The sequence below is a fragment of the Stenotrophomonas sp. PUT21 genome (genome assembly GCF_052232875.1).
In the GTDB taxonomy this organism is placed as follows: domain Bacteria; phylum Pseudomonadota; class Gammaproteobacteria; order Xanthomonadales; family Xanthomonadaceae; genus Stenotrophomonas; species Stenotrophomonas maltophilia_N.
In genome coordinates this window covers 1,267,198-1,290,912 of sequence record NZ_CP197645.1, presented here as the reverse complement: position 1 = coordinate 1,290,912, position 23,715 = coordinate 1,267,198, and the positions used below count along the sequence as shown (strand labels likewise).

Below are 23,715 nucleotides of genomic sequence, written 5' to 3'. Positions count from 1 at the left end.
GCGGGGGAAGGAATCAATGGTGGATGGTCGGTTCGCCGTGGGTCACCAGCTGCCCGCCGCCGTTACGGCTGACGAACTTGCGCAGGGCCACGTAGAACACCGGGGTCAGGAACAGGCCGAACAGGGTGACGCCCAGCATGCCGGCGAACACCGTAATACCGGTTACCGAGCGGACTTCCGCACCGGCGCCATGCGAGATCACCAGCGGGATGGTGCCGGCGATGAACGCGATGGAGGTCATCACGATCGGGCGCAGACGCAGACGGCACGCTTCCAGTGCAGCCTCCACGATGCCCTTGCCGCCCATTTCCAGTTCGCGGGCGAACTCGACGATCAGGATGGCGTTCTTGCATGCCAGGCCCATCAGCACCACCAGGCCGACCTGCACGAACACGTTGTTGTCGCCACCGGTCAGCCATACGCCGAACAACGCCGACAGCAGGGTCATGGGGACAATCAGGATCACCGCCAGCGGCAGCGACCAGCTTTCATACAGCGCGGCCAGCACCAGGAACGCCAGCAGGATCGCCACCGGGAACACGATGAAGGCGGCCTTGCCCTGGGTGGCCTGCTGGTAGCTCAGGTCGGTCCACTCGGTCTGCATGCCCACCGGCAGCACCTTGCCGGCGATTTCGGTCAGCTTGGTCATGGCTTCGGCCGAGGACAGCATGCGCGGGTCGGCTTCGCCGGCCAGATCGGCCGCCGGGTAACCGTTGAAGCGCAGCACCGGGTCCGGGCCGTAGGTCTGCTTCACGGTGACCATCGAGCCGATCGGCACCATCTCGCCACGGTTGTTGCGGGTGCGCAGGCGACCGATGTCTTCCACGCTGTCACGGAACTGGCCGTCGGCCTGGGCGATCACCTGCCAGGTACGACCGAACTGGTTGAAGTCGTTCACGTACGCCGAGCCCAGGTAGGTCTGCAGCGTGTCGAACAATTCGGTCAGCTCCACGCCCTGGGCCTTGGCCTTGACGCGGTCCACTTCGGCATCCAGCTGCGGCACGTTGGCCTGGTAGCTGGTGATCGGGAACGCCATGCCCGGGGTCTGCGCGACCGCACCCTGCATCGTGCTCACCGCGGTCTGCAGTGCGCCGTAGCCGAGGTTGCCGCGGTCCTGGATGAACATCTGGTAGCCGTTGCCGTTGCCCAGGCCGAGGATCGGCGGCGGCATCATGGAGAACGCGAAGCCCTCCTGCAGCCCGGCGATCTTGGCGTTGATCTCGGCATTGATCTGCGCGGCGGTACGGCCCTTGCGCTCACTGAACGGCTTGAGCGGAACGAACGCCACACCGGTGTTGGGCGTGTTGGTGAACTGCAGCGCGTTCAGACCCGGGAACTGGATCGTGTGCGCCACGCCATCGGTGTTGCGCGCGATCTCGGCGACCTTGGACAGCATGGCGTCGGTACGGGCGATCGAGGAGCCTTCCGGCAGCTTCACACCCGCGATCAAGTACAGCTTGTCCTGGGTCGGGATGAAGCCGGCCGGCACCGCCTTGAACATCAGGCCGGTGGCCAGCAGCAGGCCGGCGTACACCACGAACACCAGGCCACGACGGCCCAGCAGGCGGCCGACCGAACCGTGGTACTTCTCCGAGCTGGTCTTGAAGAAGCGGTTGAACGGACGGAAGATCCAGCCGAACAGACGATCGATCAGGCGGGTCAGGCCATCCTTCGGCGCGCCATGCGGCTTGAGCAGGCGTGCGGCCAGCGCCGGCGAGAGGGTCAGCGAGTTGATCGCCGAGATCACGGTCGAAATGGCGATGGTGACGGCGAACTGTTTGTAGAACGCACCGGTCACGCCGGACAGGAACGCCATCGGCACGAACACGGCGCACAGCACCAGCGCGATCGCCACGATCGGGCCGGACACTTCGCGCATCGCCTGGTGGGCCGCGGCAAGCGGGGTCAGGCCTTCTTCAATGTTTCGTTCGACGTTCTCCACCACTACGATCGCGTCATCGACCACGATGCCGATCGCCAGCACCAGCCCGAACAGGGTCAAGGTGTTGATCGAGAAGCCGAGCACGTACAGCGCCGCGAACGTACCCACGATGGACACCGGCACGGCGATCAGCGGAATGATCGAGGCGCGCCAGGTCTGCAGGAACAGGATCACCACCAGCACCACCAGCGCGATCGCTTCCAGCAGCGTGGACACCACGGCCTTGACCGAGTCACGCACGAAGATGGTGGTGTCATACACCGCTTCGTATTTCACGCCCGGCGGGAACTGCTTGGTCAACTCATCCATGGTGTGGATGACCGAGTCGCGGATCTCCAGCGCGTTCGCACCGGGGGCCTGGAAGATACCGATACCGACCGCGTTCTTGCCATCCAGCTGCGAGCGCAGCGTGTAGTCACCGGCGCCCAGTTCCAGGCGGGCGACATCGGACAGGCGCACCACTTCACCGTCGTCACCGGCCTTGAGCACGATGTCGCGGAATTCCTGTTCGCTACGCAGGCGGCCCTGCGCATTGATCAGGGTCAGGAAGTCGCTGCTCGGCATCGGCTCGGCACCGAGCTGGCCGGCAGAGACCTGCACGTTCTGCTCGCGCATCGCACGCACCACGTCGCTGGCGGTCAGGCCGCGCGCGGCGATCTTGTCCGGGTCCAGCCACGCACGCATGGCGTAGTCGCCACCACCGAACATCTGCGCATCGCCGACGCCCTGCAGGCGTGCCAGCGCGTCCTTGACGTGCAGGCGGGCGTAGTTGCGCAGGTACAGCGAGTCGTACTTGCCATCCGGCGAGGTCAGGTGGACCACCATCAGGAAGGTCGGCGACTGCTTCTGGGTGGAAACACCCTGGCGGCGCACGTCTTCGGGCAGGCGCGCCTGCGCCTGGGCGACACGGTTCTGCACCTTGACCGCGGCTTCGTCCGGATCGGTACCCGGGCGGAAGGTCACGGTCATCTGCAGCACGCCGTCAGAGCCGGCGACGGACTTGATGTACATCATGTCCTCCACGCCGTTGATCGCTTCTTCCAGCGGCGTGGCCACGGTTTCAGCGATCACCTTGGGGTTGGCGCCCGGGTACACCGTGCGCACCACCACCGAGGGCGGCACCACTTCGGGGTACTCGCTGATCGGCAGCATCGGGATCGCGATCAGGCCGGCGGCGAAGATCACGATCGACAGCACCGCCGCGAAGATCGGCCTGTCAATGAAAAAACGGGAAAAGTCCATGGGTGGATTCCTGGGGTTTCACCAGCGCCGGCGTGCACGACCCCGGCCGCTGTCGCAGGCGACAGCGGTGGCGGGTTCCCCTGCACGGGGCGATGGCAGTCACGGTAGAGCCGACCGTTGGTCGGCTGCTATGTAGAACCGACGGTCAGTCGGCTGCCCTTCAATTCTTTGCAACCGCCGGCGCGGCTACCGGTGCGGCAACCGGCTGCATCGCAACAGCCTTGGCCTGGACCGGCATGCCGGGCATGAAGACTTTCTGCACGCCGTCGATGATCACGCGGTCACCGGCCTTCAGGCCCTGCTCGACGATGCGCAGGCCGTCGGCATTGCGGCCGAGCTGGATATCGCGACGCTGTGCCTTGTTGTCCTTGTCGACCACGTAGACGAACTTGCGGTCCTGGTCGGTCAGCACGGCCTTGTCGTCGATCAGCATGGCTTGGAACTGGCCGCTGCCGAGCAGCTGCACGCGGGCGAACAGGCCCGGAGTGAACGCGCGGTCGCCGTTGTCCAGCAGCGCGCGGACCCGGATGGTGCCGGTGCTGCGGGTCACCTGGTTGTCCAGGAAGTCGACCTTGCCTTCGTGCGGGTAGCCATCCTCACCGGACAGGCCGACCTTTACCGGCAGTTCGCTGTCGCGCTCGCTCGGCCGTTCACCCTTGCGGGCCATCTGGGCGTAACGCAGGAAGGTGCCTTCATCGGCATCGAAGTAGACGTGCACCTTGTCCAGCGAGACCAGCGTGGTCAGCACGCTGGCGCTGTCGCCGGCGGTGACGAGGTTGCCGGCGGTGACCATCGCGCGGCCTGCACGGCCGTTGATCGGGGCACGCACCTGGGTGAACTCCATGTTCAAGCGCGCCGCGTCGACAGCGGCCTGTGCGGCCTGCACCTGCGCCAACGCCTGCTCGGAAACGGCACGACGCTGTTCCCAGGTTTCGGTGGAGATCGCCTGCTGATCGGACAGGCGGCGGGCACGGTCGGCTTCGCTGCGGCTCACCTGGGCCTGGGTGCGCGCGCGGTTGAGCTCGGCGGTGGCGCGGTCCAGCTCGGCGCGGTAACTGCGTGCGTCGATGGTGAACAGCACATCGCCCTTCTTGACCTCCTGGCCTTCGACATAGTTGACCTTGTCGATATAGCCGGAGACGCGCGGACGCAGCTCAACGCTTTCGACCGCTTCGACGCGGCCACTGAAGTCGTCCCACTGGCTGACCTGCTTGACCAGCACCGGCGCGGCACTGACCGACGGCGGCGGCGGCATGCCGGCTTCTTCAGCGTGGCTGCCACTGCAGGCGGTCAGCACTGCGGCGGCAAGGATCGAAACGCCGGCCATGGCCAGCCGTCGGGTGAAACGTTGCGGGGAGGAGTTGGAAGTCATGACATGCATCCGTACGTAGGGGTGGTGATACAGAATCGAAAACGTGGGGCGACGAGGGGGCGTAGCCTGGGACCTGAACCTTGGTAGAGGTCAAGCCGTGCCGGCCGTGTTGCGCGACATCGGTGGAGGGCGGTCGAGGTGCAGCAGTCCGCGCGGCAGTTCGGCATCGCGCGCATCGCAGCGCACGATGGCGCGGTTGTCGGTGCAGTTGTCGAGCAGCGAGACAACACGGCGGCCGACCAGCAGCGCGCTCGGCCATTCGATGCAGGCCTTGGCCGCATTGGCCGGGGTACACACCGGGTCGCACACTTCCAGCATCTGCGCGCGCACGCCCAGCGCCTGGGCTTCCTGGTGCAGCACCTGCGCGTACATGCGCGTGGCCGACATGGTGATGGACGACTCGCCATGCCCGGCCCACGGTTTGAAGCCGGCCGGGCCGCCGACCAGTACGTAACGCCGCGCCTGCGCGCCACCGCGCACCAGCGGCAGCAGATGGCGACCGGCGTGCACGTGCGGCATCACGTCGGCCTGCAACGCCTGCAGCAATGCGTCGCCGCTGCGGTCGGTCACCCGCCCACGGTTGTACGGGCCGCCCATCGCATCCACCACCGCGGCCAGCGCACGGGGACGGCCGCCGATGCGCTCGGCCACGGTGCGTGCCGAGCCGTCATCGCCCAACGAACCCAGCAGGACTTCCAGGCCGGGCTCGTCGGCGAACTGCTCCTGCAGCGCAGCCAGCCGGCCGGGGTCGCGGCCAACCACCAGCACGGGGCTGCCGGCCTCCAGCAAGGCCGCCACGATGCCCTGGCCCACGCTGCCGGTGCCACCGAGCACCAGCACCTCGGGGGCCAATGTCCCATTCATGGGACTTTCACTCCCGTCGCCGGGATAATCCCAATTCGACCCAGTCGGTCGCCATTGCGGGCGCCCAGCCGCAGAGTGCCACCGCGCTGCATGTTGGCAGGCGGGGTGAATTCCCGGAAAGCCTTACGGGACAAGGAACCCGGACGGGCCTCCACGGTCATCGCGAGGTCCAGCGGGGCGTTGGGGCCGCTACGCAGGCGGCCAAGAATGTTCCGCAACCACATGGTTGTCGTCCTTCATATCTGGAATGGCGCCAGATTAGTCCTCAAACTCCCCCTTGATTAGTCCGGATTTAGGGGAATAATCATCCCGTGCCCGGCACAATCATTTGCGGCACTCTTTCCCTCCCCCGACTTTGGATCCCGTCATGGCCCACGATCTCAACGACACGCTGATCTTCGTCAAAGTGGTCGAGCAAGGCAGTTTCATCGCCGCCGCCACTGCACTGGGGCTACCCAAGACGACGGTCAGCCGCAAAGTGCAGGAACTGGAAACGCGCCTCGGCGCGCGCCTGCTGCACCGGACCACCCGCCGCCTCGGCCTCACCGAAGCCGGCTCGGTCTATCACGAGCATTGCCAGCGCATCGCACGCGAGTTGGAGGAAGCCGAAGGCGCGGTCAACCAGCTGCAGTCCGGCCCGCGCGGCTGGCTGCGCTTCACCGTGCCCTATTCGATCGGCATCACCTGGATCGCGCCGCTGCTGGGTCAGTTCCATGCGCAGTACCCGGAAATCCAGCTGGACATGCACCTGGGCAACGAGAAGCTGGATCTGATCGCCGGTGAGGCCGATCTGGCGCTGCGCGTGGGCACCCTGCCCGACTCCAACCTGGTGGCGCGCAAGCTCGGCAGCCTGCGCACCCAGGTGTTTGCCAGCCCGGCCTACATCGAACGCTATGGCGAGCCGCTGCACCCGGATGAACTGCAGTTCCACCGCATCCTGGCGATGCGCAAGGCCCGCAACCTCAACAACAACCGGTTCTTCTGGCAGTTGGGCGAAAACGGCGGCGAACTACTGGATTTCCCGGTGAATCCGCTGCTGGTGGCCAATGATCCCTCTGCGTTGAACGGTGCGTTGGTGTGTGGCGAGGGCCTGCTGCTGACCGGTGACGTGATGGCCAAGCCCTTTGTCGAATCGGGCATGGTGCGCCGCGTGCTGGCCGGTTGGACCGGGCCGGAAGTGGACTTCAACGCGGTGTTCGCCGGCGGCCGGCTGGTCTCGCCGAAGGTGCGCGCGTTCGTCGATTTCCTGGTCGAGAAGATGAATTTCGACGCCAACTACATGCTGGCCCAGTGCCCGGCCGCGAAGCTGGCCAAGCAGCAGCAGACCCAGGTGGAAACCGAGTTGCAGGCGACCGGGAAGCGGATTCTGGAGACGGTGACTGCGGGTTGATCCTGAGGATGCTTCATCCGCGCAGTGCCGTATGAACGACAACGTCGCTCTCGGGCGGCGTTGTCATGTTGGCGTTGCGGGTGCGCGCGTGGACGGAATTGTTCAGGGCGTACCGGCCAACGGCCGGTACCTACAAAAAATGCCGCCTGTAAGGGCGGCATTTTTGTGTTGCGAACCTGTGGCACGCAACACCCAATAACAGCGCGCTGACGCGCTGTTATTGCTGCAACGGAATCACACGTATTTCGACGCGGCGGTTCTGCGCGCGGCCGGCATCGGTGTTGTTGTCGGCAATCGGGTAGGCCTTGCCGGCACCGAGGGTTTCGATGCGGGCGCGCTGCACACCCTGCCCCGCCAGGTAGGCGGCGACCGAATCGGCACGTTCCTTGGAGAGGCGGTTGTTGACTGCATCGCTGCCGATGCTGTCGGTGTGGCCGACCACTTCGATCATGGTCTGGTTGTACTCGGCCAGCGTGCTGGCCACGCCGTTGAGCGAGCTGTAGAACTGCGGCTTCAGCGTGGACTTGCCGAAATCGAAGGTAATGCCGTCCGGCAGGTTCAGGACCAGGTTGTCGCCATTGCGGGAGACGTCGATACCGGTGTTGGCGGTACGTTCGCGCAGCGCGCGTTCCTGACGGTCCTGGTACTGGCCGACGGCCGCGCCGCTGAGTGCGCCGATACCGGCACCGATCATGGCGTGCTGGCGGCGCTCGGTGGCGCTGTTCCCGCTGAGCAGGCCGGCGGCGACGCCGACGGCAGTGCCGATCAGGGCGTTGCGGCCGGTGCGGTTCTGCTGTTCGACGGGGTTGCCGTACTGGTCACTCTGCACGTAGGAGCCACCGGTGGCGCAGGCCGTCAGGGCGGCAGCAGTCATCAGGGCCAGGGCCACGTTGCGGGTTGCGGGTCGAATCATGAGGTTTCTCCTTGGTTACCGGACGGCGCCGGCGTGCGGGCCGTGAAGAGCATAAACAGCCCAACGCGATGCCGGCATGATGAATGGACCGCTCGGCAGCTCCCTGTTCAGGTAAACGGTTACGGTGAAACCGACCGGTTCGGGATGCGCGTCACGCCCCGCCAGTGTGCCGATACGCCGCCAACGCGGCATCGCGCCCCTCGCTCAGATCCACCAGCGGCAACGTGGGATAGCCCGGCGCGTGCGCGGCCAGCAGTTGCGGCGATTGCCACGGTGCGAAGCGCGCTTTCAACGGCAGCGCCTCCAGTTCAGGCACCCATCGCGTGATGTAGCGCGCCTGCGGGTCGAACTTCTGCGACTGGGTCACCGGGTTGAAGATCCGGAAGTATGGCGCCGCATCCGCACCGGTGCCGGCGACCCACTGCCAGCCCATGGTGTTGTTGGCCAGATCCGCATCGACCAGCGTGTCCCAGAACCAGCGCGCACCTTCGCGCCAGTGCTGGCGCATGTGCTTGCACAGGTAGCTGGCGACGATCATCCGGACGCGGTTGTGCATGTAACCGGTCGCCCACAGCTCGCGCAGGCCGGCATCGACGATCGGGATGCCGGTACGCCCCTGTTGCCACGCTTTCAATGCCGCCGGATCCGGTTTGGCCCACTGGAACTGATCGAAGCGCGGGTTGAGATTGTGGTCCGGGGTCTGCGGGAAGTGATGCAGCAGGTGGTAGGAAAATTCGCGCCAGCCGAGCTCGCGTAGGTAGCCATCGATATCGGCGTCGCGGCTGGCGCTGCGTTCGCTCTGCAGCCGACGGGCGATCTGCCATGGTGCGATCTCACCGAAATGCAGGTGCGGCGAGAGAAGCGAGGTACCGACACGATCCGGCAGATCACGCTGCTCGCGATAGCCGTTGAGCGCCCCATCGATGAAGACGGTCAGCGCCTCGTGCGCGCCCGCCTCGCCCGGTTGCCAATGGTCCCAGAACTGTCGGTCCCACGGAATCGACGGTGCCAGGCCAAGCGTGTCGAGACTCTCGCCACTGGCGCTGTGCGCGGCAAGCCGCTCGGGCAAGCGGGTCGGGGCCGGCAACTGCAGACGGGTCAGCGCATTGCGCCAGAACGGGGTGAACACCTTGTACGGCCCGCCCTGCTGGGTCGCTACGTCCCACGGTTCGAACATCAGGCTGCCGTTGTGGCTTTCGGCCTCGATGCCCTGCTCGCGCAGCTCCCGTTTGACCTTCGCATCGCGCGGCTGCGTGGCCGGCTCGTACTTGCGGTTCCAGTACACCGCCACCGCACCGGTCTGATCGATCAGCTGCCGCAGCTGTGCCTGACTATCGCCCCGGCGCAGCACCAGCGACGAGCCGCGCGCACGGAGGTCGGCGTCGAGCGCGGCCAGCGAACGATGCAACCAGGTGTTCGACGCGCCACCGGGCGCCCAGTCGCCTTCTTCGTGTGGCGCATGGATGTAGACCGGCACCGGCACATGGCCGGCATCCAGAGCGGCCTGCAGGGCCGGGTTGTCCTGCAACCGCAGGTCACGGCGAAACCACACCAACGCTACCGACACGAGACTACCCCGGAAGATTCGAAGGGCAATGATAGCCAGTGCAGGTGAAGGAGAGGCAGCGATCGCGCGTGAATAGCCCGCACTGTTCCACATCGCCGCGCTTGACCTCAATCACGCTTGAGGTTCTATCGTTGCGCCACCGAACCACTGCCGCCACGCCGAAGCACGACCGTGCTGCGTGCCTGCACCGCCCCCACCTGCACTTCCGGAGATACCCATGGCCTACACCCTCCCCGCCCTGCCCTACGCCTACGACGCACTCGAACCGCACTTCGATGCACGCACGATGGAAATCCATCATGCCAAGCACCACCAGGCCTACATCACCAACCTCAATGCGGCGCTCGCCGATACCGGCATCGAGAGCACCGACATCGATGCGCTGATCGCCGATATCGGGTCCCTGCCCGAGGGGGTGCGCAACGCCGTCCGCAACAACGGCGGCGGACATGCCAACCACAGCCTGTTCTGGACCGTCCTGACGCCGGACAGCGGCCAACCGGACAATGTGGTTGCCGCCGCCATCGAGCGTGACCTCGGCGGCCATGGCGCGTTCAAGGAGGCCTTCACCAAGGCCGCGCAGACCCGCTTCGGCAGTGGCTGGGCGTGGTTGACGTTGAACCGGGACGGCAAGCTGCAGGTGGAAAGCAGTCCGAACCAGGACAGCCCGTTGATGGGCGAGTTCGCGGGCCTCTCGGGCGGCACCCCGATCCTCGGGCTGGATGTATGGGAACACGCGTACTACCTGAACTACCAGAACCGCCGCCCGGACTACATCGCCGCCTTCTTTGAATTGATCGACTGGACCGAGGTCGCGCGCCGTTACCAGGCCGCGGGCGGCCGTTGATCGACGCGGGTGCTGGACTGGGCGTCGACACGCAGCACTGCGCCACGTCGTCCGGGGCTGCAGTGCTGGACCCGCCACTTGCCCGCTTCAACCCTGCCTGAGCCGAGAGCGAATGGACATTCCTGCCCTGCAACGTCTGCTTGAGCGTGGTCGCGACAGCGCCCTGCTGCGCTTCGGCCTGGGCAAGGCCCTGCTGGATGCGGGCAACGCCGCGGAGGCGGTCATCCATCTGCAGCACTGTGTCGCACAGGATCCGCGCTATTCGGCGGGCTGGAAATGGCTGGGCAAAGCGTCCCTGGCGGCCGGCGATACGTCCGGAGCAGCACAGGCGTGGCAGGAAGGCAGCCGCGTCGCCGAGCGCAACGGCGACAAGCAGGCGGTCAAGGAGATGGGCGTGTTCCTGCGGCGGCTGCACAAGGCGAGTACGAGCCGGGCGTGATCGGGCGACAGCGTTACCAGAGCAGGCCGTTGTTGTAGAGCGCGATCAAGCGGTGGATCAACACCTGCCCGGCCACCTGGGTCCTCAATCACCCTTCGCGCGCCGCTGCTGCGTATCGAAACGCTGCATCGAAGCACGGATCAGCGCCTTGGCCTCGGCGGCATTGCCCCAGCCGTTGAGCTGGACCGGATTGCGGCCGGCCGGCAGGTCCTTGTAGACGCGGAAGAAGGCTTCGATGCGCTGCCGTTCGATCAGCGGCAGGTCGTCCAGATCGCGGATGGTGGCGTAGGTGGGGTCGATCTTGTCGGTCGGCACGCCGATCACCTTTTCATCCTGCTCGCCGTCATCGACCATCTTCAGGAAGCCGATCGGGCGGAACCGCACGATCACGCCGGGATGCAGCGGCTCACGGGTCAGCACCAGCGCATCCAACGGGTCGTTGTCGCCCGCCAAGGTGCGCGGCATCGAGCCGTAGTTGGCCGGGTACGCCACCGGCATCGACTGGAAGCGATCCACATGCACCAGACCGTCGTCCTTGATCTCGTACTTGGTGACGCTGCCGGCCGGGATCTCCACGGCCAGATTCACCTCCTCCGGAGCATTCTTCGGCTGCGCGGCAAGGAACGGGTGCAGCACCGCGTTGCCGGCCACGCCGGCACCGGTGAGCAGCAGCAGGGACGTGGCCAACACAGCCCGCCCGATGGAACGGCGATGGATCATCTCGGTCTCCACGAAGGGCCGGGCACGCCGCAGCGGCCCGGCCGATAGGTCATTCCCAGCAACGGTCGGCGCGGCCTTTCAGGGTCTGGGCGCGCGCGCAGTCACGGGGGGCGATGCGTCCCTGCGTCAGTTCAGCTTTCTGTTTGCGGCCATCGGCGCCACGTGTCAACTCGAAACCGTCGTACAGGCGCCCGGTGACGGTACGCGCCTCGTAACGCAGATGGGTCGGATCGATCTTCAGCACCTGGAACAGCTGCGTGTCCTCGCCGACCGGCGCCATGGTGGCGCGGGCCTCATCGGACAGCCGGTACTGCTTCGGCCCGGCCACGGTGACCACGAACTGTGGCGTGGCGCCTTGCCCTTCACCGCGGCGGCCATAGGTGTGGTCATGGCCCTGCAGCACCAGATCGACCTGGTGACGGCGCACCACCGGCAGCAGCACATCGCGCAGCTCGGTGTTCTCGCGGCCTTCGCGCGGGGAATAGAACGGCTGGTGCAGCAGCACGATGCTCCACGGGTGCGGATTGTCGGCCAGCACCGTGTCCAACCAGGCGGCCTGTGCCTTGGCGGTGCCCAGATCGAGCGCGGAGGTACCGTCGAGGACGGCGATGCGCACGCCCTGGTAGTCGAACCAGTAGGTGCTGGTATCTGCGGCGTCCACGCCATTGCGAGGCAACGCGAACGTCACCGGCCAATGGCGCCCGAGCACGCGGCGCTCCTGCGGGGTGTCTTCGAACTCCTCGACGTACTCATGGTTGCCGATTGCCGGGGCGACTGCGGTTTCCTGCGGCAGCCAGCCGGCGGCGGCGAACCACTCGCCCCACTCGCTGTCATCCTGCCCGTCGCCACCGCTGACCAGGTCACCGGCGAACAGGCTCAGGCGTGCATCCGGGGCGGCCTTGATGCCGGCCCGCATGACGCGCGAAACATGGCTGAGGTTCTTGTTCTGGGTATCACCGAAGTACAGCAGCGTGAGCGGCTGGTCCGCACGGCCGGCGGTGCGCAGCTGGTTCCAGGCACTCCAGGTGTTCTGCCCCTGCACGCGCCATAGATACAGCGTGTCCGGCTGCAGGCCGGTCACATCCGCACGGTGGTAATGGGATGCCCCCAGCTCGGTGGTCAGCGCCTGGGTGGTGGCGGTGATGCGGGTCGGCACGCCGACATCCGGCGAATCACCGGCGACTACCCATTCCAGCACCGGGGCCTTGACCGAGGTATCGGTCCGCCACGCGACCGAGAAACCGCGCGCGGCGTCCTGCGCCGGCGAGGCGACCAGCCGGTCCGGAAACCCGGTCGCCGCGTAATGGCGGTTGCCGGCCGGCACCTGGGTGTTCGGCTCAGCACCGGTCTCGGCGTTCTTCTTCGCCAAGGCGCTGCCACTGCACAGCAGCAGCGCCAGTGCGAGCGCGGTCAGGGCGGCAGGAACGCGGCTCACGCGCCACACTCCAGCGGCAGCGACAACTGCCTGGCGATGCTGGCCCAGTCGAAGGCCACTACGCCCTGGTCATCGTGCACGGCGTACAGCGCGCCGTGCGGGAAACGCGCGGACGGCGCCTGCATCGACCAGATGCCGTCGGTGTTGGCCACGGTGTTGCCCTGGAACGCACCGACATGTTTCAGGCTGTGCCGGTCGAACAGATGGAACACGCTGCGCTGCTTGCCCTGCTCGGTGGTGATCCACCAACCCTCCTTGCCGCAGGTCCGCAGCATCACACCTTCGGCCTGGGCCTTGAAGGCATCGCGGCCGAACGTGGTGCCACTGAAACGGCCTTCCAGCGTGTAGACCTTGAACTCGCTGGCGTAGGTTTCGTCCTCTTCGGCGATCAGCAGGCGGTCATTGACAGGGTCGCCCCAGATCGATTCGACCACGCGCAGCGCGCCCGCTTCGGTAGTGTCACCGATGCTGGCGGTGAGCGAGGCCTGCGCCTTGCCGCCCTGCACAGTGAGCGCATAACGGCGCACGCGCTTGTCCAGCTCGGCCAACGGCGGCAGCACATCGTTGCCCTGCGCGTCTTCGCCAGCGTCGTAGGAATCGGTGACGTACACGTCGTAGCCGCTGCCCTGCTTGTTCACCCACACCCCGTACGGCTTGCGCAGATCATCGGCGCCGAACACGCCCAGCGGGGTGAAGTCCGGCAGCTGCAGCACCTGTACGCGGTGGTTGTCGCGCTCCACGATCAGCACCAGGTCATCGACCACGGCGATGCCGTTGGGGCGGTCGAACTGGCCCGGGGCGGTGCCGAGGCTGCCGACATCGCGCAGCTTCGCGCCGGTCTGCCCGTCATAGACCACCAGCTTGTCGGTGGCCTTGGCGGTGGCGATCAGCCAGACCTGGCCGTCGGGCGTGGTCCAGCTGGCCGGCGAGTCGATGTTGTCCTCCGGGGTCATCGGGGTCAGGAACGCCTCGGCGACCGTGGCGACATTGCGCGCGGCGGAGGCGTCGGCAGCAGCGGTCGCCGCGGCGGGTGCCGCAGGGTCCGGCGTGGCAGCCTCGGGACCGGCGGCCGGGCTGCAGGCGGTCAACAGCGCCAGCGCGAGCAGGCTCAGGCCAGGGGACGCGCGCATCACAGGGCCACCTTCAGGCCGAGCGCATAGGTGCGGCCATATTCTTCGTTCTGCAGGGTGCGCGAGCGCACGCCCTGGTAGAGCTCCAGCGGCTTGTCGAGCAGGTTCTGCGCTTCGACGTAGACGCTCACGTTCGAGGTGATCTTGTAGTCCATGCTGAAGTCGAGCTGGGTGTTGGGTGCGACGTAGATGTCATACGCGCGGCTGTCGCCCAGCGAGTCCAGATACTCGCTGCGGTAGACCGCCGCCACGCGGGTGCTGAAGCCGGCCTTTTCATAGCCGATGTGCGCGCTGTACACATGCCTGGACGCCCGCGGCAGCATGAAGTCGTCGCGCTCGCGGCCCGCCACGCCGGGGTCGAAGTCGGTATCGAGCCAGGTACCGCTGGCGCCGACCAGCAGACCATCCCAGCCGGCCGGCAGGAAGGCGAGCTGCTGCTGCCAGTTGAACTCGGCGCCCTTGACCGTCGCCTTGTTGCCGTTGATCACCCGGGTGACTTCGAAGCCGGGATACGCCGGATCGGTGTTGCTCACCGTGTTGACGATGTAGCCGTCGATCGACTTGTGGAATACCCCCAGCGAGACGATGCCGGTGCTGCCGAGGTATTTCTCGAGCGACAGGTCGATGTTCTTCGATTCATACGGATCCAGCTGGGGATTGCCGATCCGCACTTCCTCATCGCCCCGGCTCAGGCCGACACGCGGTGCCACATCGCCGAACGACGGGCGCGAGACGGTCTTGTTGGCGGCCGCGCGCAGCACCCAGTCATCGCCTGCGTCGTAGCGCAGATGCAGGCCGGGCAGCACAGTGGTGTAACTGCGGCTCACGCTCAACGGGGTGACCGTGAAGCTGCGGCCGTTGGGCGCCACCTCCACGCTGTTGCCGGTGGCGCTGAACTGGGTGTTCTCCACGCGCACGCCGCCGATGATGCGCAGCGCGCCAATATCCCAGGTGCCCATCGCGTAGCTGGCGAAGATGTCCTCGCTGGCGGTGTAGTCCTCTTCCAGCGAGGCCAGGGCGTTGCCGCCGGCATCCTGCGGGCGGGCACTGTACTGGCCGCCCTGCTGGGCCCAGTAGCGCCGCATGGCATCCGAGCTCATCCCCTGGCCGAGGCTGCCACCCCGGTGATCGGGGGTGGCGGCGGTCCAGTCCGACAACGCCACGTCCGGGCCGACGCGCAGTTCGCGCTCATCGACGTTGACGTCGCGGTCGCGCCAGCGGCCCAGCAGACCGATCTTGTAGCTCGACGAATCGCCATCGAAGCGCACGTTGATCTGCGCGCTGCGCTCGCTGTCGTTGACCTGCTTGGGCGACACCACGAAACGGTCGAAATCGTAGTTGCCGTTGTCCATCCATTGCGCGCTGGTCAGGGTGTAGCGCGGGATGCCGCTGTTCTGATCGACGGTGCCGCCGAGGTCGTCGCCGTTGTACTCGAAGCGCGCTTCCATCTCGTCGTTGACGCGCTCTTCGGTACGCGTGTAGCCCACCTTGTAATCGACCACCGCATTGGTGAGACGGTTCTCGCCGCCGGCACTGGTGGTGAAGGTGTTTTCCTTCTTGGTGCGATAGCGCATGCGCTTCTGGATCGCATCGGCCGGCAGCTCGTCCACCCGGTACTGGTTGTTGCCCAGCGCGGTGACCTCGCCATCGCCGAAGTTGAAGAGGGTGCGCTGGCGTGTTTCAGCATCGTCGAACTGGCTGTACAGCGTGCGCAGGTAATAGCGGTTGTCGTCGTCCGGGCGCCAGTCCAGGTTGAGGTTGGCGCCGATGCGCTTGCGTTCGATCTCGTACTTGCGCTGCTGCAGGCTGTTGGCGAACAGCTCGTCCTCGCCACCGCCGTCGAACTCGCCGTACTCCACTTCAGTGTTGTCCGATTCGAACTTGCGGTTCTGGTAGTTCACGCCCAGTGCCACGCCGAAGGTATCGGCGAACACTTCGCTGTAGTTGATCGCGGCCTTCGGGCTGGTATTGCCGGAGAGCTGCTGGTGGCTGGCCTCGATCTTGCCGCGCAGATTGCGGCCTTCGCGGTCGAACGCCGAGGCCGACTCGACCAGGATCGCGCCACCGATGGCGTCGCCCGGCATGTCCGGGGTGGGCGACTTGACCACGCGCAGGCGCTCGGTCGAGTCGGAGGGAATCACGTCCAGCGGTGCAGCGCGGCTGGAGTCTTCCGGGGTGCCGATGGCGATGCCGTCGACGCTGACGCTGTTGAGGTTGGCATCCAGGCCACGGATGACCACGAAGCGCCCCTCGCCCTGATCACGGGTGACGCTGACGCCGGGCAGCCGCTGCAGCGATTCGGCCACGTTCTTGTCCGGGTAGACGCCCATCGCGTCGGAGGACACCGCATCTTCGATCGCATCGCTGCTGCGCTTGAGGTCGACCGCGCGGGTCTGCGACTCCAGCTGCGGGCGCACTTCCACGCGGTCCAGATCGATAGCCCCGGCCGCGGCAGCGGCATTGCCGGCCACCGTGCTGCCATCGGGCGTATCGGCGGCATGGGCAGACGGGGTGATCACCGCCAACAACGAGAGGCTGATCGCCAGGCCCAACGGACGCTTCTTCTGCACTGCATTCCCCAATCTGTGTAAAGAATGGGTCAGCACGGTATGTCCGGGAGGTTTCATAGGGATGACACCGGTGGAGCCGGTACCGCTCCAGAAACCGGTTCATCACCTTTCCGTCACGCGACTCTGGCCCGGTACAGTGCGGCTGCGGCACACTATCGGCCTCTCCTTTGCCAGTCCTCCCCCATGAAAATCGTCGAAGTGCGCCATCCGCTGGTGCAGCACAAGATCGGCCTGATGCGCGATGCGTCCCTGAGCACCAAGGACTTCCGCGAGCTGGCCAATGAACTCGGTGGGCTGCTGGCCTACGAGGCCACCGCCGATCTGGATACCGAGGCCCACACCATGGCCGGCTGGGCCGGCCCGGTGACGGTGCAGCGCATCGCCGGGGCCAAGATCACCGTGGTGCCGATCCTGCGCGCCGGCCTGGGCATGCTCAGTGGCGTGCTCTCGCTGATCCCCGCCGCGCGGGTGAGCGTGGTCGGCCTGCAACGCGATGAGGAAACCCTGCAGCCGGTGCCCTACTTCGAACGCTTGACCGGCCGCCTGGAAGAGCGCGATGCGCTGATCCTGGACCCGATGCTGGCCACCGGCGGCACCCTGATCGCCACCATCGACATGCTCAAGCGTGCCGGCGCGCGCCGCATCAAGGGGATCTTCCTGGTCGCCGCACCGGAAGGCATCGCCGCCGTGCAGGCCGTGCACCCGGACGTGGAGATCTTCACCGCCGCCATCGATGCCCAGCTCAACGAGAAGGGCTACATCCTGCCGGGCCTGGGCGATGCCGGCGACCGGATTTTCGGCACCCGCGTAGTCGGTTGATCCACTCGTTCCGACCGGCGGCCAGCACCGGCCGCCGGCGCTTCACACGGCCTAGCCATGGCCGGGCAGAAGCTGCGCGCACCATCAACCCGTGCGTGGAGCTGCGTCATGAAGACCCTGTCCCTGCTGGCCTGTCTGCTGTTTCTCAGCAGCCCCGTGGTTGTCAGTGCGGCCACGCCGCAGCAACAGCGGATGGCCGATTGCTCGGCCAGGAACAAAGGCAAGACCGGCGAGGACTACAAGGCCGCGCAGAAGGCCTGCCTGAGCGCGCCGGCACCGGCGGCGAGCACGCCGCAGGAGCGCATGAAGACCTGCAACGCCGATGCGGCCGCGAAGAAGCTGGCCGGCGATGCGCGCAAGAAGTTCATGAGCGGGTGTTTGAAGGCGCATTGACGCGTCCAACCGGGTTGATGCCCGCGGCCGTGGGTGCCGTGCCGGCCACCGGCCGGCAGCTACCGGCGTGGTTGCGCAGCCGATAATGCCGGGCGCTGCGCGGTACCACAGGCCGGTGCGCGGCCGGACCTGCCGCAGGCGTCAGGCCAGCGCGCGGGCCTTCAATTCGCCCTGTTCGTGCACGGTGCCGAAGCGGCCCTTCTCATCGCGTGACACCTGCGCCAGCGCGCACTGCGGGTCGTGGGTGAAAAACAGATGGACGTTACGGGCCAGCTTGTCTTCCAGGAAGCTGCGCTTCTCGTCGATCAGCAGTTCGGCGTTGCGGTCGTAGCCCATGGTGATCGGTACATGCACCCACGAGCGGCCGGGAATCAGGTCCGCACAGAACACCACCCCACCCCGCGCCTGGCCGTCCACGGTTTCCGGCCCGATGATCTCGGCCAGCATCAGGCCCGGCGTGTGCCCGTCGCTGAAGCTGAAACGCACGCTGTCACCCAAGGCCGTCGAATTCGGACCGTCGACGATCTCCAGCCGACCGCTCGCCTGCAGCAGGCCGGGCAGCTCAGGGATGAAACTGGCGCGGTCGCGCGGATGCGGATGCAGCGCGCGCGCCCAGTGCTCGGCCCCGACCAGGAAGGTCGCATTCGGGAACAGCAGTTCCGGCGAGCGACCTTCGCTCCACGGCGCCAGCAATCCGCCGGCGTGATCGAAATGCAGGTGGCTCAGCACCACCACATCGATATCCTCATGCTCGAACCCGGCCTCGCGCAGGGATTCGATCAGCACATGGCTGGGTTCCTGCACGCCGTAGCGGTCGCGCAGTTTCGGCTCGAAGAAGGCACCGATCCCGGTTTCGAACAGCACCGTCTTGCCGGCCAGCGGGCTGGCAAGCAGGGCGCGGCAGGCCAGTTCGATCCGGTTGAGATCGTCCGGTACTGCCCACTTTTCCCAGACCGCACGCGGCGCGTTGCCGAACATCGCGCCGCCGTCAAGTTTCTGGGAGTTACCGCGGATGGACCATAGTTTCATTGGCAAATTATCGTCGCGCGCCCGTTAAATATTCGCTAGCCATCGCCCATGAAAAAACCCCGCCACTGGGACGGGGTTTCTCGTTTCTGCGGTCAATCAGTGCGCTTGGCTGACCGCGGCGCTGCCGACCGGATTGCGCGGGTCGCTGCCACCGCTGAGCACGTTGCTGCGGCGATCCCATTCCACCGTCTGCAGGTTGCCCCAGACGTGGCTGGAACCGCGGCCGCCCGCAGCGGTATCGCCGGGCAGATCGATCTTGTGGCCCATCGCCTGCAGCTGCTTGATGGTGTCGGCATCGAAGGTGCCGTCCTCGGCCTCGATCAGGTCCGGCAGCCACTGGTGGTGGTAACGCGGCAGCGCGGCGACCTGCTGCGCGGTCAGGCCGTCGTCGTAGCCCAGGATGCCCAGCAGCACCATGGTGATGATGCGGCTGCCACCGGGGGTGCCGAGCACCACGACCTTGTCGGCCGATTCCATGAAGGTCGGGGTCATCGAGCTGAGCATGCGCTTGCCGGGCTTGGGCGCATTGGCTGCATAGCCCATCACGCCGAAGGCATTGGGCGTGCCCGGCTTCAGCGCGAAATCATCCATCTCGTTGTTGAGCAGCACGCCGGTGCCCGAGGGAATCAGGCCCGAGCCGTACAGCAGGTTCACGGTCTGGGTCGCGCCGACGCGGTTGCCTTCGCGGTCGATGATCGAGAAATGCGTGGTCTCGTCATCTTCCAGCGGGGTCGGGTTGCCCGACAGCAGATCGCTCGGGGTGGCCTTGTCCGGGTGGATGGTGGCACGCAGGCCCTGCGCGTAATCCTTGCTGGTCAGCACCTTCTGCGGGATATCCACGAAGTCGGGATCGCCGAGGAAGAAGGTGCGGTCGCGATACGCACGGCGCATGGCTTCCACCACCAGATGGGTGCGATGCGCCGGGTCCAGCGTCTTCAGGTCCCAGCCTTCGAGGATCTGCAGCATGGCCGCCAGGGCGATGCCACCGGAAGACGGCGGCGAGGCGGTGGTGATGGTCCAGTCGCGGTACTTGAAGGCGATCGGCTCGCGCAGTTTGACCCGATAACCAGCCAGTTCCTCGGCGGTCCAGTGGCCACCGGCCTGTTTCACGCCCTTGAGCAGCAGCTTGCCGGTCTCGCCCCGATAGAAGCCATCGAAGCCCTGGTCGGCCAGGCGCGCCATGGTCTTGGCCAGTTCCGGCTGGCGGAACAGATCGCCTTCGGCGATCGGCTTGCCGTTGCGCTCATACACTTCGCGCGTGCCGGGGTAGCGCTGCATCACCGCGCGCCGCGATTCGTAGCCCTTGGCCATGCGCGCGTACACCGGGAAGCCATCGCGCGCGATGCGCATCGCCGGTTCCAGCGAGGTCTTCAGCGGCAGCTTGCCGTGCTTGGAGGACAGTTCCACCAGCGCGGCCGGCAGGCCCGGGATACCGGCCGACCAGGCACCGTTGACCGAACGGTCGCGGTCCAGCTCGCCCTTCTTGTCCAGGAACGCTTCGGGCGTGGCGGACTGTGGCGCGGTTTCGCGCGCGTCCAGCATCACGTCCTTGCCGGTCGCCGCATCGTGCAGCAGGAAGAAGCCGCCGCCGCCGAGGCCGGAGCTGATCGGCTCGACCACCGCCAGCGTGGCAGACACGGCCACGGCCGCATCGAATGCGTTGCCGCCCTTGGCCAGGATTTCCATGCCCGCTTCCGTGGCCAGGTGATGGCCACTGGCGACGGCGGCGCCGTCAGGGTGTTTGGCCAGAACCGCCGGTGCGGATTCCGCGGCCCAGGCACCCGGGGCCACCAGCAGGACGAGCAGCAACCAACGACGCGACAGCGTTCTCATTTGGGCAGAAACTCCGTGACATACAATTCGGGATGATCGCGCTGCAGCCCGTGCAGCTTGGCCAGCAGGGCGTCCTGGGTTTCCGGAATGTCCGGATCGGGATCGATGCATTCGACCGGGCAGACGACCACGCACTGGGGTTCGTCGAAATGTCCCACGCACTCGGTGCAGCGGGCCGGATCGATCACGTAGATGGTTTCACCCATCGAAATGGCCTGATTGGGGCAGGCCGGCTCACAGACGTCGCAATTGACGCAGAGCTCATTGATTTTCAGCGACATGGCGTTACTCCACGCCCGCGCCGGCGGATGAGAACCGGCCCACGCGGGCGCGCGGGCCGGTCATCGGTGACGCCCCTGCGGGCGCCACCCGGGCCGCGCACAAGGCGCAGCCGCCACTGCACGGGTTACTTGGCTTCGACGAAGATGTACTCGGCGCCGGTCGGCTGGATGATCGACTGGACGCGGGCGTTGTCGGCGGCCTTGCCGATGAACACCACGCGCACACCCTTCATCGAGTCCGGCGAGACGTCCTTGAACACGGCCTGGATCATGTCGGCCATCTTGGCCGAGGCCGAGGAACCGAAGGCCAGCATGTTGCCCGGCTGCACGCCACGGCCCACGGCCTGGGTGGCGCTCTCGACCTGGCGCTCATACTTGGCCGCGAATTCCGGGTCCGATTCGGGGGCGAGGTAGTACAGGTACGGGCTGTTGCTGATGTTGCCCATGTTCTGCACGGCCACGGCCTGCAGGTACTTCTTCCAGCCGGCATCGTCATCGGCAGCCGGGGCGACCAGCGCCTGCTGGGCTTCGACGACCGGCGCGGCCTCTTCCTTCTTGCAGGCGGTGAAGGCCAGCGCGAACGACGCGATCAACATGGCACGCATGGTGTTGTTCATGGAATTCCTCCCTTGGTGATTCTTGGTATGTATGGGTCTGACAGGTACTACGCTTGGCCCGACTTCGCTTCACGGACCTTGCGCAGTGCCTCAAGCACGGCGGACGGCACGAAGCCGGACACGTCGCCGCCCAGGCGGGCGATCTCGCGGACCAGCGAAGACGAAATGAAGCTGTGTTGCTCGGCCGGGGTCAGGAACAGCGTCTCGACCTCCGGGATCAGATGGCGGTTCATGCTCGCCATCTGGAATTCGTATTCGAAATCGGACACCGCGCGCAGGCCGCGCAGCAGCACCCCGCCCTGCACCGAGCGCACGAAATGCGCCAGCAGGGTATCGAAACCACGCACTTCCACGTTGCGGTTGTGGCCCAGCGCATCGCGGGCCAGCTGAACGCGCAGCTCCAACGGCAGCGTCGGCCCCTTGGAGGGGCTCTGTGCCACGCCCACCACCACCTTCTCGAACAGCGGCGCAGCGCGGTTCACCAGGTCGATGTGACCGTTGGTGATCGGATCGAAGGTGCCCGGGTACACGGCAATGCGGCGGTTGGCCACGGTCATACGTCAGCTACGCGTGTTGGTCTGGTGAAAGTGTAGCAGTGGCGCGGCGATACAGGGCAAAACGCACTTCACGGGTGCCCCCCTCGCGGTGCAGCAGCCACGGTGCGGGCATCTTCGGCGCCTGATCGGCCGGGGACTCCACGTACAGCCAGGCATCGGCGGCCAGATGCGACGGCAGCCCGGCGATCACCGCCTCCCACAGCCCATCGGCGAACGGCGGATCGATGAATACGATATCCGCCAGTGCCCCGGCCGGCTGCCGCAGCCACTGCAGCGCATCGGCCTGCACCACCGCGATCTGCTCCTGCGCCCCCAGCTTGGCAACCGACTCGCGCAACTGGCGGGACAATGCGGCATCGCGCTCCACCAGCGTCGCCTGCGCCGCCCCCCGCGAGACCGCCTCCAGCCCCAGCGCCCCGCTGCCGGCGAACAGATCCAGCACCCGCGCCCCGCCCAGCCGCGGCATCAGCCAATTGAACAGCGTCTCGCGCACCCGGTCACTGCTGGGCCGCAGCCCCGGCGACAGCGGCACCGGCAGCTTCGTATTGCGCCACTTGCCCCCGATGATCCGCACCTGGCCCACCGCGGCCGCCGGCTGACGCAGTTTCATGCGGGGCTTTTGGCTGAGTGGGTCGGCGCGTGAAACGGAGGCACAGGGGTCATCGCACGAAGGTCAGGCAGAAGGGGGCCAATAGTCTAATCGGTGGTACCGGGCGAATGCGCTTCATGGACCAAACTCGACACCGGGCGATCTCGTGATAGATCGTGGACCCACACCTCACCCGCCATCAGGACAGCAGATGGCCGCAACAATATCAATATAAAAATATCATTTCCTAATGCGCAATTTCGAGACGGATAGCGCTGCACGGCCTTACTTGGTTAACGAGAATCCAATTGCCGCATCCGCGGCCTTGCGGACATTTACAATGAATAAACTCGCGATAGCCTTGATAATTTCGTTTCCAGTTTCCGCAGCCCCTCCCACCTCTCAACAAGATCGGATAGAAGTAAACACAAGTGGGGAGAGCACCATGGTCAGGACCACTCAATGGCCGGACTTCGAAGGTGGCTTCGTCGCCGTCGAACAGCGCTTATTGATGAATGAAGACGGGAATCCCACTTATCAGTATTCTCGCCAAAGCAAGGCAACACAGCTATACCATGAGGCCTTCTGCCTTGAAAAGAATGCACGGCCGGCTGGAGGAGAAGCAGAGCTGAAAGGAAGTATTGCGGCTTGGATATGCGAATTGAGTGATGAGGACAAGGCGCTCGACGCAGAAGTGGCTGCCCCTCAATACCTGGGTCCGCTTATGGATAAATCGACCGATTATGTTTTTGCAAATGCACCCAATGGATCAGCACGTGTAGGCGTCAACTTCCACTCAACCGGCACCATTCGCTACAGCAGTTCAAGCTCCGGATCCATGCGGGGTAGTGTCTCAGTCGACAGCGGCCGGTGCAAAACCAATTTCTCTCAGTTTTACGCCCAACCCTTCAGCGGAAGTCATGTTGCAACCGCGATCTGTATCGTTCACCAACCAAGAAGGATATCAACGAATATGGAAGGTTGCGTCCCCCGCCTATGTGGCTTCGACAATGGGTCGGTGACTATCAACTGAAGCACGCCCCACACACTCCGGCGCAAGAGGATGAATAGCAGTTATTTAGCCACATGACCAGAAATGCGAGCTGGGCCATCGATGAAATTGTGTGATGCTCATTCACAATGGCGATGGGGCGCAACCGTTTCAA

21 protein-coding genes are annotated in these 23,715 nt (G+C 65.8%); 6 read left to right on the top strand and 15 right to left on the bottom strand.

All coding sequences use genetic code 11. From position 1 onward, the window contains the following. Positions 1-13 precede the first annotated feature (13 nt). From ACTT2I_RS06215 to ACTT2I_RS06205, 3 genes are all read right to left on the bottom strand, one after another. The gene (locus ACTT2I_RS06215) at positions 14-3,184 is read right to left on the bottom strand and encodes an efflux RND transporter permease subunit (RefSeq protein ID WP_088432180.1); all 3,171 of its coding nucleotides are present in this window, start codon (positions 3,182-3,184) and stop codon (positions 14-16) included. Between the two features lie 160 nt (positions 3,185-3,344). After that, on the bottom strand, positions 3,345-4,556 hold the full coding sequence (locus ACTT2I_RS06210; RefSeq protein WP_421099544.1) for an efflux RND transporter periplasmic adaptor subunit: 1,212 nt from the start codon (positions 4,554-4,556) through the stop codon (positions 3,345-3,347). A gap of 90 nt (positions 4,557-4,646) precedes the next feature. Beyond that, positions 4,647-5,420, bottom strand: coding sequence for an SDR family NAD(P)-dependent oxidoreductase (locus ACTT2I_RS06205; RefSeq protein ID WP_088432182.1), 774 nt, complete (start codon positions 5,418-5,420; stop codon positions 4,647-4,649). A 367-nt stretch (positions 5,421-5,787) separates the two neighbouring features. On the opposite strand from ACTT2I_RS06205, the gene ACTT2I_RS06200 reads away from it, so the two are divergent. Then, positions 5,788-6,810 carry a LysR family transcriptional regulator gene (locus tag ACTT2I_RS06200; RefSeq protein WP_019183226.1) on the top strand — a complete coding sequence of 341 codons (1,023 nt, stop codon included), beginning with the start codon at positions 5,788-5,790 and terminating at the stop codon, positions 6,808-6,810. A gap of 217 nt (positions 6,811-7,027) precedes the next feature. Here the strand turns inward: ACTT2I_RS06200 and ACTT2I_RS06195 are convergent, their stop codons facing one another. Together ACTT2I_RS06195 and ACTT2I_RS06190 are read right to left on the bottom strand one after the other, a co-directional pair. After that, positions 7,028-7,723, bottom strand: coding sequence for an OmpA family protein (locus ACTT2I_RS06195; RefSeq protein WP_088432184.1), 696 nt, complete (start codon positions 7,721-7,723; stop codon positions 7,028-7,030). Positions 7,724-7,874: 151 nt separating this feature from the next. Beyond that, positions 7,875-9,290 carry a cryptochrome/photolyase family protein gene (locus tag ACTT2I_RS06190; protein WP_088432185.1) on the bottom strand — a complete coding sequence of 472 codons (1,416 nt, stop codon included), beginning with the start codon at positions 9,288-9,290 and terminating at the stop codon, positions 7,875-7,877. 217 nt (positions 9,291-9,507) lie between these two features. Between ACTT2I_RS06190 and ACTT2I_RS06185 the strand changes: the two genes are divergently transcribed. Continuing rightward, positions 9,508-10,137, top strand: a complete 630-nt coding sequence (locus ACTT2I_RS06185; protein ID WP_421099545.1) for a superoxide dismutase — start codon at positions 9,508-9,510, stop codon at positions 10,135-10,137. A 112-nt stretch (positions 10,138-10,249) separates the two neighbouring features. Then, positions 10,250-10,576, top strand: a complete 327-nt coding sequence (locus ACTT2I_RS06180; protein WP_421099546.1) for a hypothetical protein — start codon at positions 10,250-10,252, stop codon at positions 10,574-10,576. An 84-nt stretch (positions 10,577-10,660) separates the two neighbouring features. Here ACTT2I_RS06180 and ACTT2I_RS06175 read toward each other — a convergent pair whose 3' ends face one another. Genes ACTT2I_RS06175 through ACTT2I_RS06160 form a run of 4 tightly spaced genes read right to left on the bottom strand, consistent with a single transcriptional unit; the run spans position 10,661 to position 16,431 of the window. Then, positions 10,661-11,296 carry an inorganic diphosphatase gene (locus ACTT2I_RS06175; RefSeq protein WP_421099547.1) on the bottom strand — a complete coding sequence of 212 codons (636 nt, stop codon included), beginning with the start codon at positions 11,294-11,296 and terminating at the stop codon, positions 10,661-10,663. Positions 11,297-11,345: 49 nt separating this feature from the next. Further along, positions 11,346-12,731, bottom strand: coding sequence for a metallophosphoesterase (locus ACTT2I_RS06170; RefSeq protein ID WP_421099548.1), 1,386 nt, complete (start codon positions 12,729-12,731; stop codon positions 11,346-11,348). Beyond that, complete coding sequence (locus ACTT2I_RS06165) at positions 12,728-13,861, bottom strand: phytase (protein WP_421099549.1); 1,134 nt, start codon at positions 13,859-13,861, stop codon at positions 12,728-12,730. The genes ACTT2I_RS06170 and ACTT2I_RS06165 overlap by 4 nt, the downstream gene beginning before the upstream one ends. Then, positions 13,861-16,431, bottom strand: coding sequence for a TonB-dependent receptor (locus tag ACTT2I_RS06160; protein ID WP_421099550.1), 2,571 nt, complete (start codon positions 16,429-16,431; stop codon positions 13,861-13,863). Before ACTT2I_RS06160 ends, ACTT2I_RS06165 begins: the two co-directional genes overlap by 1 nt. A 183-nt stretch (positions 16,432-16,614) precedes the next feature. Here ACTT2I_RS06160 and upp point away from each other — a divergent pair, with 183 nt between their 5' ends. Continuing rightward, a complete protein-coding gene (upp, locus tag ACTT2I_RS06155; protein WP_019183235.1) occupies positions 16,615-17,250 on the top strand; it encodes a uracil phosphoribosyltransferase in 636 nt (211 codons plus the stop codon). Positions 17,251-17,358: 108 nt separating this feature from the next. Then, positions 17,359-17,643: a PsiF family protein gene (locus tag ACTT2I_RS06150; RefSeq protein ID WP_421099551.1), complete on the top strand. Its 285-nt coding sequence runs from the start codon at positions 17,359-17,361 to the stop codon at positions 17,641-17,643. Between the two features lie 141 nt (positions 17,644-17,784). On the opposite strand, the gene ACTT2I_RS06145 is transcribed toward ACTT2I_RS06150, so the two are convergent. The 6 genes from ACTT2I_RS06145 to rsmD all read right to left on the bottom strand — a co-directional run bounded on the left by ACTT2I_RS06145 (position 17,785) and on the right by rsmD (position 22,570). Beyond that, entirely contained in the window at positions 17,785-18,672 is an 888-nt protein-coding gene (locus ACTT2I_RS06145) for an MBL fold metallo-hydrolase (RefSeq protein WP_421099552.1), read from the bottom strand. Between the two features lie 96 nt (positions 18,673-18,768). Next, a complete protein-coding gene (ggt, locus tag ACTT2I_RS06140) occupies positions 18,769-20,505 on the bottom strand; it encodes a gamma-glutamyltransferase (protein ID WP_421099553.1) in 1,737 nt (578 codons plus the stop codon). After that, positions 20,502-20,786 (bottom strand): YfhL family 4Fe-4S dicluster ferredoxin, encoded by a 285-nt coding sequence (locus ACTT2I_RS06135; RefSeq protein WP_070427136.1) that lies wholly within the window; start codon positions 20,784-20,786, stop codon positions 20,502-20,504. The genes ggt and ACTT2I_RS06135 overlap by 4 nt, the downstream gene beginning before the upstream one ends. Before the next feature lie 125 nt (positions 20,787-20,911). Continuing rightward, a complete protein-coding gene (locus ACTT2I_RS06130; RefSeq protein WP_019183240.1) occupies positions 20,912-21,403 on the bottom strand; it encodes a hypothetical protein in 492 nt (163 codons plus the stop codon). A 47-nt stretch (positions 21,404-21,450) separates the two neighbouring features. Continuing rightward, positions 21,451-21,960, bottom strand: coding sequence for a pantetheine-phosphate adenylyltransferase (coaD, locus tag ACTT2I_RS06125; RefSeq protein WP_019183241.1), 510 nt, complete (start codon positions 21,958-21,960; stop codon positions 21,451-21,453). A 7-nt stretch (positions 21,961-21,967) separates the two neighbouring features. Continuing rightward, the gene (rsmD, locus tag ACTT2I_RS06120) at positions 21,968-22,570 is read right to left on the bottom strand and encodes a 16S rRNA (guanine(966)-N(2))-methyltransferase RsmD (protein ID WP_421099554.1); all 603 of its coding nucleotides are present in this window, start codon (positions 22,568-22,570) and stop codon (positions 21,968-21,970) included. Between the two features lie 424 nt (positions 22,571-22,994). On the opposite strand from rsmD, the gene ACTT2I_RS06115 reads away from it, so the two are divergent. Next, the gene (locus ACTT2I_RS06115; RefSeq protein WP_421099555.1) at positions 22,995-23,582 is read left to right on the top strand and encodes a hypothetical protein; all 588 of its coding nucleotides are present in this window, start codon (positions 22,995-22,997) and stop codon (positions 23,580-23,582) included. Positions 23,583-23,715 lie beyond the last annotated feature (133 nt).